We start from the raw sequence: 14,242 nt of genomic DNA, 5'->3' as shown, positions 1-14,242 counted from the left end.
CTAGAAGTCCTTTTCGCCCTGGATCACGGCCGGATAGCCCGTCATGGCCCGCGACGTTTGCATGCCAGCCATCACGGCCGCTTCCACGCAGCCCGCGTTGAGGCCCGTCTTGATCCAGTCGCCCGTCAGGAACAGGTTGGAAAAGCCCGACTGGTCGGTGGCCAGCCGGAACTGCGTGCTGTTCACCACCGACATCACGTAGCGCTCGGATGGGTCGACATTGGCGCGCCAATACTGACTGTCGAAGCGCGCCGGTCCGCTACCCGCCTTTGCGTCGACCAGCCATTGCCACGGAAACGCGCCCGGCCCGCCCGCCTCGGGCCACAGCGCGCCGATCTCGCGCTCCAGCTGGTGCAGCGCGCCCTGCTTCGCCTTGGCAGCGCAGCGGGCAGGAAAGCCCGTATCGGTGACGGGCGGGTAGCTGTCGACGGGGAAGGCGCTGCAAAAGTAGGACACATTCTTCGGTTCCAGCCCCGCCGGCCAGTCTTCGTGCGCCAGCAGCTGGTCCATGGGCGCCCACGTGTCGTACGGCTCCGTGAAAGCCGACAGCACAGGTTGCTGGCCTTTCGGCTGCGTGGTCCAGCCCATCTGCGCCAGGTTTTTGTTCAGCCACACCTGGTAAGCCTGCGTGGCCACGGTTTTCACCTTGTCGGCCGCCAGTTGCAGGGCCGGGCTTTGCGCCAGCAATTGCGGACATAAAGCCTGCAGCGAGCCGATGGAAATGCCGAACACCACCTTGTCGAAATCGACGCCCTTCTGCAAGACCGTGACGGGCAGCGCGCGGCCGAACGCCTGCTGGTACTGCTGCGGCCAGTCGCTCCAGTACGATTCCAGGTTGACTTCCTGCTCTTGCAGCAGCGCCGCTTGCGCTGGATCAAGCTGCGCGTAATCGGGCGCGCTGGGCCAGCAAGCCAGGCCTTTCACATCCACCAGCGGCGCGTAGCCGGCGGCCGGGTCCTTCAATTGCACCTGCTGCGTGATACGGATGCTGTCGATGTCGCCCGCGCCCGGCACCAGCTCTTCCACGCGCTGGAAGAACTTGAATTGCACGCCGCGCTTGGCGAGCACTTCGTACAGGGGCGTAAAAATCGTGTCGCCCATGCCGGCCTGCATCTTGAACATGATGCCGCCCTTGTAGGCCAGGCCGATGCGCGCCATGGCCCGCAGCAAGGTGCCCGCCTCGATATTCGGCTTGGAGAAATCGCCGCCCTCGTAGGCGAACACCAGGTCGTAAAAGCCCCGCACGGGTGCCGAGTTGACGCTGAACTGCTCGTCGCCGCCATGCTTGCGCAGCCAGGCGCGGAAATCGATGTCGTTGATGACGTCAAAGCCGTGCTTGAACACGCCATCCTCGAACATGCCTTTCATGACCGTGATGCCCAGGTCCAGGCAGGTGAACAGGCGACGCAATTCATCGTCGCCATCGATCAGGGTCCGGTAGCGCAGGCGCAGCCAGGCGCGGATGCCGTTCAGGGTGCTGGCCAGCAGCTGGTGGCGGGCCTGGTCGTGGCGCGTGGAGTCCGGCGCCAGGTCGGCCACCAGCGCCGCCAGCGCGCCCACGGACAGACCCACGTCCAGCCCCAGTTCATCGGCCTGCCCAACCACTTCGTCGGCCAGGCGGCGCAGCCAGCCCGGCCACACGCCCTCGCCTTGCGATGCGCTGGCGCGGACGATGCGCGCGTCGGCGTCCGCCACTTGCCGGATCTGGCGTATCCACTGCTCGATCCATCCCACCATGGCAATGGCCATCTGCCACAGGGTGATGTCTTCACCGCCCTCGCCCGGCTCGCCCGGCAAGGTGGGAAAGACGATGGACCAGTTGCGCCACTTGCCCTTCACGTCTTCCGACAGTGCCACGTAATCGTGCTGTTTAAAAGCATCGCGCCAGGTGGCCAGCGGGGCACCGGGCGGGCGCTCCAGGCTGGCGTAGGCTTCCTTGATCATCCTGAAGGCATTGGCATAGAAGCCGAACCAGATGTGCAGGCCGTGCTCCTCGATGCGCTGGCCCACTTGCGCATTGCGTCCGCTGGCGCCCTTGCCGCCCAGGCGCCAGCCCAGTTGATAGACGGTGATGGCGTGCTGGTTTTGCCAACCCGGCTGGTTCGTCAGGTAATATGCGGCCGTCATGGCCGCCACGCCGCCGCCCAGGATGGCGATCTTTTCCGGCGCGATCTGCGAATTGTCGACCAGTTCCTCGCCCGGCATGGCCGTGAAGTCGAAATTCACATTGAACGGCAATATCGCCGCCTGCGGCCCCAGCTGCAAACCCAAGGTCTGGTCCAGCGGGAAGCTGTCGAAGGCGTGCAAGGTGCATTCGTATTCATAGCCGAGCAGGCGCGCACTGTGCAGACGGTTGATCTCGGCCGGTGCGGCCACCAAAGCCTGGTACACGGCTTTCACGCCCGCGCTGTCGGGAAACTGCTTGAGGAAAATCTGGTCGATGCGGGGCTTGCGCAGCAGCGACAAAATATCAGCCCAGCCGGCTTGATCCATGTCAAAGAAATCGGGAATCGACAGGAAAATCTTGAAGGCTTGCTCGATGAGTTCGAGGAAGCTGTTGACGCTCTTGTGCTGCCCCGTCTGCACGGTGGCATTGACTTCCAGCAGCGGGTGCAGGGCAAGTTTCGTTTCCGGCGAAAAATGCTGGAACCCCTTGGCGGCCACGGAACAGCGCAGCGGCTCGCTGCCGGCGGCGGGAATGTCGTATTCGCACAGGTATTTCGGATAGCCGAACAGTTCGCGCCCGTTGATCAGGGCCATGGCATCGTCGACGAAAATATGGCAAGGGTACCAATAGATATGCGCCAGCTTGCCCGCCGCATCCATCTCGCCGACCATGATCCAGGTGACGATGTCGACTTCCGTGATCCAGCCCTTGGCCTGGTCGACGGGATTGGCGGAGTCCGCGTGGTTGACGCGCGTAAACGTCAGCATCACATACGGCGACAGCGCTTTCAGGGTCATTTTGCGGCCCGCCACCTGGTTCAGGGTGGTATTCACGGTCGATTGCAACTTCGCTAGGTCGCCCCTGACGAAATAACCGTACATTTCCGACTGTTTCAATTGCAGCGGCGAGTGCATCATCACCGAACCGCCCTGATAAATATACGAAGGTCTTGCCGAAGGTATCGCCGTCATTGCCCTGTCCCCTTAAGTTTCAGTCAAACAAGATTTCTACAGTGTATTTGAGAAAGAACAATGAATGATATGAAATAAATTAAAGGATTTGCCAAGATGCATAGCTTTACTTCCATCCCGGCAGCAAGGTGCTTGCGCACGGCAGCTGGGGCAAGCCCGTGCCATCGGGTGTACGATGAAACATCCTGACCGCTCCGAGCACCCTGCCATGGCAATGATTACCACCGACTACGTTTCCACCTATTCCGGCAACCGTTTTTATCCCTTGCGCCCGCATATCGACAAGGTCGCCATCGAAGACATCGCCCACGGCCTGGCTTACCAGTGCCGTTTCAATGGGCAGACGCAAGTGTTTTACTCGGTCGCGCAGCACAGCCTGATCGTCGCCGAACTGGTGCCACCCCATTTGCGCCTGGCCGCCCTGCTGCACGACGCGGCAGAAGCCTACCTGGGCGATATGGTGAAACCCCTGAAAGTGCTGTTGCCGGAATTTGCCCTGCTGGAAGACAAGGTCAGCGCCATCATCGCCGCCACCTATGGCCTCGACTTTTCCGATTACGCGCCCATCAAGCGGGCCGACCTGATCGCGCTGGCCACGGAAAAGCGCGACCTGATGCCGCATTCGGCGGAACGCTGGGCTTATCTTGACGACATCGCCCCCTTGCCCGGTATAATCGAAGCCATGGGTCCGGCCGAAGCCAAGCAGCGCTTCCTGCATGCCTTTGCCCAGTTGGGCGGGCTTGGGCTTGCCGCATGAATGCATCCACCCTGCCGCACGAACCGGCGCTAAGCCCCGGTTTTTGCACGGCTTTTTTAGATATCCACAGCAACTGTGGATAAAGTTGTTGATAAGCCCCTCTTGACAAGCCGCAACACCAGTATTAATGCGGGTTTCAACAATTTGCTGATTTCACAGGCAATTTTTTACCCCAATGAAATCAATGACTTAGAATCGTGATTTTGCGCCTGAGCAAAGTTACTCTGCGAGCATGAAAATATATTTTGCTGTGCATAAGCAATCCTGCTCCACGCCGTCTTGCCTGAACCGCATTGTTTTGACAAACCCCGCAGACTGGCATAGTGTGGAATGAGCGAACACAATCAACGGTGGATAAATGCATGAATATGGATAGCGACAGTGCCGCCAAGGGTGCGGATGACCCCGACTGGCTGGTCGACGAGCCACTCGGTCGGGCAGACGCGGCGGCAGAAGCACCCACCGCGGCGCCATGGCGCGTGCTGATTGTCGATGATGATGTCGACGTCCACGTGGTGACCAAATTCGCCCTCAGCCAGGCCAGCTTCCAGGGCCGCAGGCTGAGCTTTATGCACGCGTATTCGGGCGCCGAGGCGCTCGCCTTGCTGCGCAGCACGCCCGATATCGCCGTGGTGCTGCTTGATGTCATCATGGAAACCCAAGATGCCGGCTTGCAAGTGGCGCGCCAGATCCGCGAAGACCTGCACAACAGCGCCGTGCGCATCATCCTGCGCACGGGCCAGCCCGGCCAGGCGCTGGAGCACCGCATCATCATCGACTACGACATCAACGATTTCTGGTGCAAGACCGACCTGACCACGCGCAAGCTGTTTACCACCGTGATCACCTCGCTGCGCACCTACGCCACCTTGCGCGAAGCGCAGCAACAAGTCGCCGACCTCGCCGCGGCCCTGGTCCACTGCGGCGACGCGCCAGCAGAACCGGCGGACGGCAAGCCCTGAAACGCCGCCGCTACTTTCAGTCATAAAACAAGAGCACTGGATAGGCATACAGGCTTGTGCAATGCCCTGTTTTGGGCTGGCGCGACACTGCATTTGCAGCGCCGATCCGGTGCCACTATCTAAGTGGCGGATTGTTAAGCGCTTTTTCAGATATCCACACTGACTGTGGATATCTTTGTGGATAAGGGCCTATTGACAGGCCTCAAAGCCACAGCCCGTGCGGCTTTCAATAAACTGCTCAATCAAACAGCAAAAATAAACCCCAATAAAATCAATCACTTAGAAATTCACACATAATCACAAGAAAAATATTTCGGCATTTTCGCTAAGCCATCATTTGTGCATAACTGAGCCGAAATGATCAATCCGACAACACCGTACTCCGGCTGCCGGCAACACAGTTGCCGTGCGAATACTCAATGCACGGTCTGGCGGCGCTGCTCCGGATGCAGCAGCACGCGTTCGATCAGTTCGGGGGCGACATTGTATGACTTCAGGTATTCCAGCGCGCACAAGGTACTGAAGGCAGCCTGCACGGCGATGCCCAGGTTGACGATATCGCACATCTTCTGATCGAGCCGGGCATGCAGCACCACGGTATTGACGGGCATATGCAGCGTTTCTGTGGAATTAAGCATGATGAACAACTCCTGCGAAGGGGGACGGAGGGGGGGAGACGGCGTAGCGGTACGCACCGCGCCAGCGCGGGCAAGAACAGCGGTCGTGTTGCCGATAAAGTATTGCTGATAAACTCTCGATGTCAATGGCAGGGAAACATGAGCCACAGTTTTTTCTTGCTGGCACAACAGGGGGGCGAAAGCGATGGACAAGCGCAATCGGCCACGGCGATAATCAGCGATGCCCTCGCCGCCCCCCTTCCCGCCCGACCTGCCCCGCCCGCAACCGGCTTCGCTGGCCGACCTGTTTTTCTCGTTTACCTGGTTGGCCCTTCAGGGGTTTGGCGGCGTGCTGGCCGTGATCCAGCGCGAAATGGTCGAACGCAAGCGCTGGCTGACGCAAGAGGAATTCCTGGAAGACTGGGCCGTGGCACAAATCATGCCCGGGCCAAATGTTGTCAATCTGTCGCTGATGGTGGGCGGACGCTATTTCGGCTTGCAAGGCGCGCTGACGGCGCTGGCCGGCATGCTGGCCGTGCCCCTCGTCATCGTGCTGCTGCTGGGCGTGCTGTACACGCACTATGGCGACATCCCGCAGATGGCGGGCGCCTTGCGCGGCATGGCGGCCGTCTCGGCCGGCATGATCGCTGCCACGGGCGTGAAACTAGCGGCCGCGCTGGGCAAGCATCCGCTGCCCTTGTGGCTGACTCTGCCGATCACCATGCTGGGCGTGCTGATGGTGGCCATCCTGCACTGGCCCCTGCTGTACATCCTGCTGGGCCTGGGCGGCATCGGCTGCCTGCTGACATACCGGAAGCTGTCCTCATGAACCCGCCCTTGCAACTGGTCCTGAGCGCGGGCGACTGGCTGAACCTGTTCGGCCATTACCTGATGCTGTCGCTGATGTCGATCGGCGGCGCCATTTCCACCACCTCCGAAATGCACCGCTTCCTCGTCGAACAGCACGGCTGGCTGACACAGGCGCAATTCAATGAATCGATCGCCATCGCGCAAGCCGCGCCCGGCCCCAACGTGCTGTTCGTCGCCCTGATGGGCTGGAACGTGGGCATGAATGCGGGCAGCTACACGGCCGCGTACCTGGGTGTGCTGGTGACCATGGTGGGCATCATGCTGCCCAGCACCACCCTCACCTACGTGGCAGCCCAGTGGGGCTACCGCAACCGCGACCTGCGCCCCGTGCGCGCCTTCAAGCAAGGCATGGCGCCCATCGTCGTCGCCCTCCTGATTTCCACGGGCATGATTTTGGGCGGCGCCAATCACGACATCCGCACGGACTGGCCACTGTGGAGCCTGTCCATCGTGGCCGGCCTGATCATCTGGCGCACGAAGATCCACTTATTATGGCTGCTGGCCGCTGGCGCCGTGCTGGGCTGGCTGCAACTGGTGTAAGCCTACACGGCCAAATGCCGCTTCACATCGTCGCCATCCATCTGTGCAGCCAGTCCGCTGGCGACGACACTGCCGCGCGACAGCACGATGAATTCGTCGGCCAGTTCGCGGGCAAAGTCGAAATACTGTTCGCACAGCACGATGGCCATGTCGCCCCGCTGCTTTAACAGCGCAATGACCCTGCCGATATCCTTGATGACGGAGGGCTGGATGCCTTCCGTGGGCTCGTCAAAAATGATCAGCTGCGGCTCGGCCAGCAAGGCGCGGGCGATGGCCAGCTGCTGCTGCTGCCCGCCGGACAAGTCGCCGCCGCGCCGCTGCAGCATCTCCTTGAGTACCGGAAACAGTTCATACACGTGCGGATCGATGCGCGAGGCTTGCCTGCCCCGCTTGACGGCCATGCCCATCAGCAAGTTTTCCTCGACCGTCAGGCGCGCAAAGATGTCGCGTCCCTGCGGTACATACGCCATCCCCAGCTTTGCCCGCGCGTGGGGCGCCAGTGTCGTGATGTCGCGCCCATCGAGCACGACTTTGCCTTGGGCCACGGGCAACACGCCCATCAGGCATTTCAGCAAGGTCGTCTTGCCGACGCCATTCCTGCCCAGCAAGGCCAAACACTCGCCCTTGCGCACGGACAGGTCGATGCCGCGCAAGGTGTGCGAGGAGCCATAGTATTGATTTAATTGTTGCACTTCCAGCATGACTTACCTTCCCAGATAGACTTCGATCACGCGCTCGTCGGCTTGCACCTCATCCATGCGCCCCTGCGCCAGCACAGAGCCTTCGTGCAACACGGTGACGATGCCTTGCTGGGCAATGTCCGTGACGAAACCCATGTCGTGCTCGACCACCATGATGGAATGCTTGCCGCGCAATTCATTGAGCAACTCCGCCGTGCGCGCCGTTTCCGCGTCCGACATGCCGGCCACCGGTTCATCGAGCAATATCAGCTGCGGCTCCTGCATCAGCAGCATGCCGATTTCCAGCCACTGCTTTTGCCCGTGCGACAGCAAGCCGGCCGGCCGCGCCTCCTGGCCATTCAAGCGTATCAGGCGCAATATGGCCTCGATCCGGCCCGCCTGCTCGGACGTGAGCCGCGCAAACAGGGTCGGCGCCACGCGCTTGTCCATCTTCATGGCCAGTTCCAGGTTGTCAAACACCGTGTGCTGCTCGAACACGGTGGGGCGCTGGAACTTGCGGCCTATGCCCGCGTGGGCAATTTGCGCTTCCGTCATGGTGGCCAAATTCATGGTCTGGCCGAACCAGGCTGTGCCGGATGTAGGCCGCGTCTTGCCGGTGATCACATCCATCATCGTCGTCTTGCCCGCGCCATTCGGGCCAATGATGCAACGCAATTCGCCCACGGAAATATCCAGGCTCAGCTTGTTAATGGCCTTGAAGCCGTCGAACGACACGCTGATGTCTTCCAGATACAGAATGGCGCCATGCGTCGTGTCGACGCCCTCGCCTTTCACGCGCGAATACGTGGGGCCAGCTTCGGCGCTGGCCATGCCTGGCAGCATGCGGATGCTCATGCGTTCTCCTCTGCCACGATGGGCTTGCGTTTGAGCTTGCTTAACACGCCCAGCATGCCTTGCTGCATGAACAGGGTGACGACGATGAACAGCAAGCCCAGCGCGAACAGCCACAGCTCCGGCAAGGCGGCCGTGAACCAGCTTTTCAAGCCATTGACGGTAAAGGCGCCCAGGATGGGACCGAGCAAGGTGCCGCGTCCGCCCACGGCCACCCACACGACCATCTCGATGGAGTTCGCCGGCGACATTTCGGACGGGTTGATGATGCCCACCTGCGGCACGTACAGGGCGCCGGCGATGCCGCACAGCACGGCCGACAAGGTCCACACAAACAGCTTGAACCACAGTGGGTTGTAGCCGAGAAACATCAGCCGCGCCTCGCTGTCGCGCACGCCCTGCAGCACCCTGCCCAGCTTGGAGCGGACGATGGCGCGCGCGCCCACCAGCGCGGCCAGCAGGAAGGCCAGGGTCAGCAGGAACAGCACGGCGCGGGTGGCGGGTGCCGTCACGCTATGGCCCAATATCGTCTTGAAATCCGTGAAACCATTGTTGCCGCCAAAGCCGGTGTCATTGCGGAAGAACAAGAGCATGAAGGCATACGTCATCGCTTGCGTGATGATGGAAAAATACACGCCCTTGATGCGCGAGCGAAAGGCGAAATAACCAAACACGAAGGCCAGCACGCCCGGCACCAGCACGACGAGGGCCATGCAATACCAGAAATGTTCCGTGAAGGCCCAGTACCACGGATAAGTTTTCCAGTCGAGAAAGACCATGAAGTCGGGCAAGCTGCTGTGGTACTGGCCCTGGTCGCCGATGGCGCGCATCAGATACATGCCGTGCGCATACGCGCCCAGCGCAAAGAACACGCCGTGGCCCAGGGACAGGATGCCCGTGTAGCCCCAGACGAGGTCCAGCGCCAGCGCGGCCAGCGCATAGCACATGAACTTGCCCACCAGCGCCACCGTGTAGGCGGAGACGTGCAGCGCATGCCCTTCGGCAAACGCCAGGTTAAAAATCGGCAACAGCGCCGCCAGCACCGTGCATGCGGCAATCGCCAGCCAGACGGGCCGCGTAAACAGGCCTTGCTTGGATAGACAGGAGGTAGTCATTCGACGCTGCGTCCCTTCATGGCAAACAGGCCCTGCGGCCGGCGCTGGATAAAGATGATGATGAATACGAGAATGGCGATTTTCGCCAGCACGGCGCCCGCCACCGGTTCGAGGAATTTGTTCACTTCGCCCAGGCCCAGCGCGGCGATCACGGTGCCGGCCAGCTGGCCCACGCCACCGAGCACCACCACCATGAAGGAATCAACGATGTAGCTTTGGCCCAGGTCCGGCCCGACATTGCCCAGCTGCGACAGGGCCACGCCGCCCAGCCCCGCGATGCCGGAACCGAGGCCGAAGGTCAGCATGTCGACCTTGCCCGTGGCCACGCCCACGCAATCGGCCATGCGGCGGTTTTGCGTTACGGCCCGCACGAACAGCCCCAGGCGCGTCTTGTTCAGGATTAACCACACTGCCACCACCACGACGATGGCGAAGGCTATGATGGCCAGGCGGTTGTACGGCAGCACGAGGCCGCCCAGCACGCTCACGCCGCCCGACATCCAGGCCGGGTTGGCCACTTCCACGTTTTGCGCGCCAAAGATCGTGCGGACAAGCTGCATGAGGATCAGGCTGATGCCCCAGGTGGCCAGCAGGGTTTCCAGCGGCCGGCCATACAGCCAGCGGATCACCGTGCGCTCGAGTACCATGCCCACCAGTCCGGCAACGAAAAAAGCGGCAGGCAGCGCGGCCAGCAGGTAGGCATCCTGCAAGCCGGGCAGGTAGGTGCGGAAAAACAGCTGGCACAGATACGTCGTGTAAGCGCCTATCATCAGCAATTCGCCGTGCGCCATGTTGATGATGCCCATCAAGCCGAACGTGATGGCCAGCCCCAGCGCGGCCAGCAACAGCACGCTGCCCAGGGAAATGCCGTAGAACACATTGCCGGCGAATTCCATGCGCGCCACTCTAGCCTTGATCTGGCGCATGGTCTCGATGGCGGCCAGCTGCACGGCTTCGTCCGGCTCGCCATCCTTTTCCAGCATGGCTTGCAGCACGGGCAGCAAGCGCGCATCGCTGCTGCCGGCCAGCGCCTGCACGGCGGCCTTGCGTGTGGCGGCGTCCGGCGCATGCAGGTTGGCGCTGGCGATCAGCACCTGCAATAGCTGTTTAATGTCAGCATCGTTTTCCCGCGCCAGCGCCTTGCGGATAAGGGGGATTTGCGCGGGGTCAACGGCCTTTTGCAAGGCTTGCGCGGCCGCCAGGCGGGCGCTGCGCTCCGGCGCCAGCAGCTGCAAGCCGGACAAGGCGCCCGCCACGGCCGCGCGCAAGCGGTTGTTAACCATCACGCCATCGAGGCCATCGGGCAGCGGAACGCTCTGGCCGATGGCCGGGTCATACGCCTGCTCGCCGTCGACGACATACACCTTGCCGTCCGGCCCGGCATACAGGCCGTCGTCCTGCAAGGCTTGGAGCACCTTGGCAGCCTCGGGCGTGGCCAGGGCGGCGATCTGGGCGACGGCAGCGACCCGGGCGTCAGAATCGTCGGCAGCCAGCGGTTTGAGCAGTTCAGGAGAGATGGCGGCCTGCGCCAGCGAGGACAAGAACAGGCAAACGAGGACCAGCAATTTGGGGATAAGCTGCATATGCATAGATACCATGTAGTAAAGCTGATGTCTTGATAAGTATCCTTCCCCCATAGGCAAGGACAAGGGTCAGACCCGGCGGGTCTGACCCCAGCTCTTTGCCTGGGGTTGCGATGACCATTCGACGCGCAAGCGCCTACAGCTTTTGCTTGCCCTCATTGCCCTTGATAAAGGGGCTCCACGGCTGGGCGCGTATCGGCTCCTTGGTTTTCCACACAACATTGAATTGCCCATCAGCCTTGATTTCGCCGATCATCACGGGCTTGTGCAAGTGGTGGTTGGTCGGGTCCATGGTCAGGGTAAAGCCAGACGGCGCCTTGACGCTCTGGCCGGCCATGGCGGCGATCACCTTGTCCGTGTCCGTCGATTTGGCTTTTTCCACCGCTTGCGCCCACATGTGGATGCCCACATAGGTCGCTTCCATGGGGTCGTTCGTCACCACCGAACCCGCGTTCGGCAACTTTTGCGCCACCGCATACGCTTTCCACTGCTTGATGAAAGCCGTATTCACGGGGTTCTTGACGGATTCAAAATAATTCCAGGCCGCCAGGTGACCGAGCAAAGGCTTGGTATCGATGCCGCGTAGCTCTTCCTCACCCACGGAAAACGCAACGACGGGGACGTCCGTGGCTTTCAAGCCCGCATTGCCCAGTTCCTTGTAAAACGGCACGTTGGAATCGCCATTGATGGTGGAAATGACGGCCGTCTTGCCGCCCGTGGAAAATTTCTTGATGTTGGCGACGATGGTTTGATAGTCGGCGTGGCCGAACGGCGTGTAGACCTCGCTGATATCGCTATCCTCGACGCCTTTGCTCTTCAGGAAGGCGCGCAATATCTTGTTGGTGGTGCGCGGGTAAACGTAATCCGTGCCCAGCAGCACGAAGCGCCTGGCGCCGCCGCCATCCTTGCTCATCAAGTATTCCACGGCGGGAATCGCCTGCTGGTTCGGCGCGGCGCCCGTATAAAACACATTCTTTTCCAGCTCCTCGCCTTCGTATTGCACCGGATAAAACAGCAGGCTGTTGAGTTCCTTGAACACGGGCAAGACGGATTTACGGGACACGGACGTCCAGCAACCAAACACCACGGCCACTTTATCTTGCGCCACCAGCTGGCGCGCTTTTTCCGCAAACAAGGGCCAGTTCGACGCCGGATCGACCACGACGGCTTCCAGCTTCTTGCCCAGCACGCCGCCCTTGGCATTGATCTCGGCGATCGTCATCAGGGCCACGTCTTTCAGCGACGTTTCGGAAATGGCCATGGTGCCCGACAGGGAGTGCAAGATGCCCACCTTGATGGTGTCGGCGGCCAGGGCTGCCTGCATGGTGATGGACGTGGCCAGGGCCAGGGCGCCGGCGGCGGCCGCTTTCAGGATGATGCGTCGTGACATGGGGACTCCTGTGATGTATTCGTGGGGGACGGACTGGGCATACGATGTTGTTAAAGCAGAATGCATGCCAGCACCAGCAGGCGTCCGCCATGGTGCACGCGGCTCTCTCCGCACGAAAAAAAACCTGGCTGCACAAGGACTGTGCAGCCAGGTTTCAAATTGCCGTAAAACGGTGCGCCGGACGCATTAATCCTTGCGCTTCAATCCTTGCGCGGCACGCCCCGCAAGCGGTGCCAGCCCTTGCGGCCCAGCGGAAACAGCAGCACGAAAGCGATCAGCCATGGCAAGATATACGCCATGGCCGTGATGGCGTTGGCCACGCCTTCCGACAGGTTTTCCGTGAAATTGCCCAGTGCGCGCTTGACGGGGCGCCAGAACGACTGCCTGCCTTCGGCACTGATGGCCACGTTCAGCAAGTCCGTATCGATGCGCTGCATCAACAGCGCATTGGCCGCCGTCGCCTGCTCCAGTTCCACTTGCACGGTGGCCAGTTCCTTGGTCACCTTGATCAAGGCATCGACGTTCGCGCCCGAGCGTTTTTCCAGCTCCTGCAATTGCGCCTGGTATTGCCTGAGCATTTCCAGGCGTTTCTTGCTGTCGAGCACAGGACGGCCCAGGTCTTCCACCTTGGTGCCCTGGCTGGTAACGTCGCCTCCGGCCGCAACCAGCGCCACGAGCTTCTTGATGCCGGCCGGCTTGGCGCGCATGCTGATGCGCGCATGCACGTAACGACCGCCGTCTATGCTCGAGTCGAGCAGCAGACAGCCATTGTCCGTATCGGCCTTGCAGGCGGCGACCACTTTTTCATACAGGGGCCGCACTTGCGCTTCGTTCGTATCGACGCCGACATTGTGTTCATACGCAAGAAACTCGCTGCCTTTTTCCTTGCCGTCGAGACGCGCGGCACTGGACTGGCCCGCGCTCTCTCCCTTGCCGCCGCAACCGGCCAGCAGCAACAGGCTTATCAAACATAGGGATACTTTTTTCATGATTTCTTTCGTCGAGTTATTTGTGCCGCGGCAGCAATTGAATATCGGGCAAATGCGCGGCCACCTCCTGCACCGTGGCATAAACGGTCAAGGATGCCACCACCTGTGGCAGCGGTGCCGGCCAGATTTCAGGCAAATCGCACTCCTCGGGCGCCAGCACGGGAAAGGCCAGCTGCTCCTGCGGCGGGGTGAAGGCGGCGGCGACACCGGGCTTGTTGCCACGCGCATCGATGCGGTACCAGCCAAACTCTTGCAGGTACACGGCGTTCAAGCCATGCAGGCAAAACGGCGGCCCCACCTCGCCCACGGCCAGGCGCTGATAGCACAGCCCGGCCGGAATGCCATTGGCGCGCAGCAGCGCGGCCAGCAGATGGCTTTTCGCATAACAATAGCCCGTGCCATGCTGCAACACGTCAGAAGCGCGGCAAGTGACGGGATTGCGCTGGTAGTCCCAGCTGTGGGCAATCTCATCGCGCACGAAGGCAAAGCAGCGGGCCGCGATGGCGGCATCGCCCGACGCGCCGGCGGCCAGCTCGGCCGCCCTGGCGCGCACGGCCGGATGGTCGCTGTCTATGTAAGTGCTGCTGGCTAGATATATGGAAAAGTCGGGGGAAAAGTCGGTAGACATGGCGTCAAGGTCTTGCATAAAGATAATGCGCGATTCTAGTCGAAGCAGACCGAAATCGAGCGTTTCCTTGCGCAGGAACAAAGAAAATCCACGTTTCAGGCTCGCTGGGCGGGGGCCGGCG

Annotated in this window: 13 protein-coding genes; 4 read left to right on the top strand and 9 right to left on the bottom strand. The window is 61.2% G+C overall.

The window, feature by feature from the left end:
* The gene (locus C8C89_RS13565; protein WP_243858003.1) at positions 1–3,138 is read right to left on the bottom strand and encodes an NAD(P)-binding protein; all 3,138 of its coding nucleotides are present in this window, start codon (positions 3,136–3,138) and stop codon (positions 1–3) included.
* A gap of 208 nt (positions 3,139–3,346) precedes the next feature.
* On the opposite strand from C8C89_RS13565, the gene C8C89_RS13560 reads away from it, so the two are divergent.
* Together C8C89_RS13560 and C8C89_RS13555 are read left to right on the top strand one after the other, a co-directional pair.
* Positions 3,347–3,895, top strand: coding sequence for a phosphohydrolase (locus C8C89_RS13560; RefSeq protein WP_133990356.1), 549 nt, complete (start codon positions 3,347–3,349; stop codon positions 3,893–3,895).
* A 362-nt stretch (positions 3,896–4,257) separates the two neighbouring features.
* Positions 4,258–4,857, top strand: a complete 600-nt coding sequence (locus C8C89_RS13555) for a response regulator (RefSeq protein ID WP_243858002.1) — start codon at positions 4,258–4,260, stop codon at positions 4,855–4,857.
* A 416-nt stretch (positions 4,858–5,273) separates the two neighbouring features.
* Here C8C89_RS13555 and C8C89_RS13550 read toward each other — a convergent pair whose 3' ends face one another.
* Positions 5,274–5,495, bottom strand: a complete 222-nt coding sequence (locus tag C8C89_RS13550) for a hypothetical protein (protein WP_133990354.1) — start codon at positions 5,493–5,495, stop codon at positions 5,274–5,276.
* A gap of 220 nt (positions 5,496–5,715) precedes the next feature.
* On the opposite strand from C8C89_RS13550, the gene C8C89_RS13545 reads away from it, so the two are divergent.
* Positions 5,716–6,303: a chromate transporter gene (locus C8C89_RS13545; protein ID WP_133990352.1), complete on the top strand. Its 588-nt coding sequence runs from the start codon at positions 5,716–5,718 to the stop codon at positions 6,301–6,303.
* Positions 6,300–6,884: a chromate transporter gene (locus tag C8C89_RS13540; protein WP_101481923.1), complete on the top strand. Its 585-nt coding sequence runs from the start codon at positions 6,300–6,302 to the stop codon at positions 6,882–6,884. The genes C8C89_RS13545 and C8C89_RS13540 overlap by 4 nt, the downstream gene beginning before the upstream one ends.
* Positions 6,885–6,886: 2 nt before the next feature.
* Here C8C89_RS13540 and urtE read toward each other — a convergent pair whose 3' ends face one another.
* The 7 genes from urtE to C8C89_RS13505 all read right to left on the bottom strand — a co-directional run bounded on the left by urtE (position 6,887) and on the right by C8C89_RS13505 (position 14,139).
* A complete protein-coding gene (urtE, locus tag C8C89_RS13535; RefSeq protein ID WP_133990350.1) occupies positions 6,887–7,585 on the bottom strand; it encodes an urea ABC transporter ATP-binding subunit UrtE in 699 nt (232 codons plus the stop codon).
* 3 nt (positions 7,586–7,588) lie between these two features.
* Positions 7,589–8,419, bottom strand: a complete 831-nt coding sequence (urtD, locus tag C8C89_RS13530; protein ID WP_101481925.1) for an urea ABC transporter ATP-binding protein UrtD — start codon at positions 8,417–8,419, stop codon at positions 7,589–7,591.
* Entirely contained in the window at positions 8,416–9,531 is a 1,116-nt protein-coding gene (urtC, locus tag C8C89_RS13525; protein ID WP_133990348.1) for an urea ABC transporter permease subunit UrtC, read from the bottom strand. Before urtC ends, urtD begins: the two co-directional genes overlap by 4 nt.
* Complete coding sequence (gene urtB, locus C8C89_RS13520) at positions 9,528–11,114, bottom strand: urea ABC transporter permease subunit UrtB (protein WP_133990346.1); 1,587 nt, start codon at positions 11,112–11,114, stop codon at positions 9,528–9,530. The genes urtC and urtB overlap by 4 nt, the downstream gene beginning before the upstream one ends.
* Positions 11,115–11,250: 136 nt before the next feature.
* A complete protein-coding gene (gene urtA, locus C8C89_RS13515) occupies positions 11,251–12,504 on the bottom strand; it encodes an urea ABC transporter substrate-binding protein (protein WP_133990344.1) in 1,254 nt (417 codons plus the stop codon).
* A gap of 200 nt (positions 12,505–12,704) precedes the next feature.
* Complete coding sequence (locus C8C89_RS13510) at positions 12,705–13,493, bottom strand: DUF4349 domain-containing protein (protein WP_133990342.1); 789 nt, start codon at positions 13,491–13,493, stop codon at positions 12,705–12,707.
* A 16-nt stretch (positions 13,494–13,509) separates the two neighbouring features.
* Positions 13,510–14,139, bottom strand: coding sequence for a transglutaminase family protein (locus C8C89_RS13505; RefSeq protein ID WP_208327698.1), 630 nt, complete (start codon positions 14,137–14,139; stop codon positions 13,510–13,512).
* Positions 14,140–14,242: the final 103 nt, after the last annotated feature.

The sequence above is a fragment of the Janthinobacterium sp. 75 genome, from assembly GCF_004365495.1.
Taxonomy (GTDB): domain Bacteria; phylum Pseudomonadota; class Gammaproteobacteria; order Burkholderiales; family Burkholderiaceae_D; genus Janthinobacterium.
Note: the sequence above shows the minus strand (reverse complement) of the source record. Positions and strands in the feature narration are given on the sequence as shown.

Bases quoted from the DNA above. Each gene is read 5' to 3' on its own strand.
- C8C89_RS13565 (WP_243858003.1), bottom strand. From the start codon at position 3,138: ATGACGGCGATACCTTCGGCAAGACCTTCGTATATTTATCAGGGCGGT.
- C8C89_RS13560 (WP_133990356.1), top strand. From the start codon at position 3,347: ATGGCAATGATTACCACCGACTACGTTTCCACCTATTCCGGCAACCGT.
- C8C89_RS13545 (WP_133990352.1), top strand. From the start codon at position 5,716: ATGCCCTCGCCGCCCCCCTTCCCGCCCGACCTGCCCCGCCCGCAACCG.
- urtA (WP_133990344.1), bottom strand. From the start codon at position 12,504: ATGTCACGACGCATCATCCTGAAAGCGGCCGCCGCCGGCGCCCTGGCC.
- C8C89_RS13505 (WP_208327698.1), bottom strand. From the start codon at position 14,139: ATGCAAGACCTTGACGCCATGTCTACCGACTTTTCCCCCGACTTTTCC.
- C8C89_RS13540 (WP_101481923.1), top strand. From the start codon at position 6,300: ATGAACCCGCCCTTGCAACTGGTCCTGAGCGCGGGCGACTGGCTGAAC.
- C8C89_RS13510 (WP_133990342.1), bottom strand. From the start codon at position 13,493: ATGAAAAAAGTATCCCTATGTTTGATAAGCCTGTTGCTGCTGGCCGGT.
- C8C89_RS13555 (WP_243858002.1), top strand. From the start codon at position 4,258: ATGAATATGGATAGCGACAGTGCCGCCAAGGGTGCGGATGACCCCGAC.
- urtB (WP_133990346.1), bottom strand. From the start codon at position 11,114: ATGCAGCTTATCCCCAAATTGCTGGTCCTCGTTTGCCTGTTCTTGTCC.
- C8C89_RS13550 (WP_133990354.1), bottom strand. From the start codon at position 5,495: ATGCTTAATTCCACAGAAACGCTGCATATGCCCGTCAATACCGTGGTG.
- urtE (WP_133990350.1), bottom strand. From the start codon at position 7,585: ATGCTGGAAGTGCAACAATTAAATCAATACTATGGCTCCTCGCACACC.
- urtC (WP_133990348.1), bottom strand. From the start codon at position 9,531: ATGACTACCTCCTGTCTATCCAAGCAAGGCCTGTTTACGCGGCCCGTC.
- urtD (WP_101481925.1), bottom strand. From the start codon at position 8,419: ATGAGCATCCGCATGCTGCCAGGCATGGCCAGCGCCGAAGCTGGCCCC.